This is a genomic window from Leucobacter soli, assembly GCF_042659205.1.
Classification (GTDB): Bacteria; Actinomycetota; Actinomycetes; order Actinomycetales; family Microbacteriaceae; genus Leucobacter; species Leucobacter soli.
In genome coordinates this window covers 1-1,324 of record NZ_JBHSRW010000374.1, presented here as the reverse complement: position 1 = coordinate 1,324, position 1,324 = coordinate 1, and the positions used below count along the sequence as shown (strand labels likewise).

Sequence of the window (1,324 nt, the reverse complement as noted above, 5' to 3'; positions counted from 1 at the left end):
GCGGAGTTCGACGTCGAGCACACCGCGCTCGGCGCGGAGGAGGCTGCGGCGCTCGTGCGGGACGTCGAAGCCGACGTCGTGCTGAACGGCATCACCGGCTCGATCGGCCTCGGCCCGACGCTCGCCGCGCTGCAGGCCGGACGCACGCTCGCCCTCGCCAACAAGGAATCGCTGATCGTCGGCGGTGCGCTCGTGACCAGGATCGCGAAGCCCGGGCAGATCGTGCCCGTCGACAGCGAGCACTCGGCGATCGCCCAGGCGCTGCGATCCGGCACCGCGGGCGAAGTGCGGCGCCTCGTGCTGACGGCGAGCGGGGGTCCGTTCCGGGGACGCTCGCGGGAGGAACTGCGCGTCGTCACGCCGGCGCAGGCGCTCGCGCACCCGACGTGGGACATGGGGCGTGTCGTCACGACGAACTCGGCGACGCTCGTGAACAAGGGGCTCGAGGTGATCGAAGCGCATCTGCTCTTCGACGTGCCCTACGCCGACATCGAGGTGGTCGTCCACCCGCAGTCGGTCGTCCACTCCATGGTCGAGTTCACCGATGGATCCACCATCGCCCAGGCCTCGCCACCGGACATGCGGTTGCCGATCTCGCTCGGTCTCGACTGGCCGAACCGGGTGGCCGGGGTCGGCGCTCCGCTCGACTGGACGCGCGCGACGAGCTGGGAGTTCGAGCCGCTCGACGCCGAGGCGTTCCCGGCCGTCGAGCTCGCGAAGCAGGTCGGCCGCGCCGGCCGCACCTACCCGGCGGTGTTCAACGCCGCGAACGAAGAAGCGGTCGACGCGTTCCACGACGGGCGGATCGGCTTCCTCGACATCGTCGACACCGTCCGCGAGACCGTCGAGGCGCACGAGGCGCCCGATGAGCTGACGCTCGAGTTGCTGGCCGCGGCCGAGACGTGGGCCCGCGAAGCGCCCGGCCGGATCATCGAGGCGCGCTCGGACCGGTAGCGAGGAAGCCGCGCAGCAGCGCCTCGGTGCCCGCGATGTGCTCGGCCATCGCCTCCGCCGCGGCATCCGGGCGCCCGCTCAGGATCGCGCGAGCGATGGCCTCGTGCTGCTCCCGCGAGTTCGAGAGGTTGGGCGGCAGCATCGGGATGCAGTCGAGCGCCGCATTGACCCGCGTGCGCAGATCGGCGACGGCCTGCACGAGGCTCGGCGACCCCGAGAGCTCGGCGAAGGTCAGATGCAGGCGCGAGTCGAGCCGGCGGAAGCCGGCCTCATCCGCCGCTGCGCACTCGTGGAGCGCGGTGACGAGGCCGGCGCGCTCGCCCGCGACGACCTACGACCACTACGACTCCCGCAGCTCCGACCCGCACCT

Annotated in this window: 1 protein-coding gene and 1 pseudogene; one reads left to right on the top strand and one right to left on the bottom strand. The window is 72.2% G+C overall.

Annotated elements, in window-relative coordinates; translation table 11 throughout:
- On the top strand, positions 1–954 hold a 954-nt coding region (dxr, locus tag ACFPZL_RS13275), incomplete at its 5' end, for a 1-deoxy-D-xylulose-5-phosphate reductoisomerase (RefSeq protein ID WP_382335840.1).
- Here dxr and ACFPZL_RS13270 read toward each other — a convergent pair.
- A pseudogene (locus tag ACFPZL_RS13270) lies at positions 929–1,258 on the bottom strand (FadR/GntR family transcriptional regulator); the annotation flags it as partial. The gene dxr and the pseudogene ACFPZL_RS13270 sit on opposite strands and share 26 nt — an antisense overlap.
- Positions 1,259–1,324: the final 66 nt, after the last annotated feature.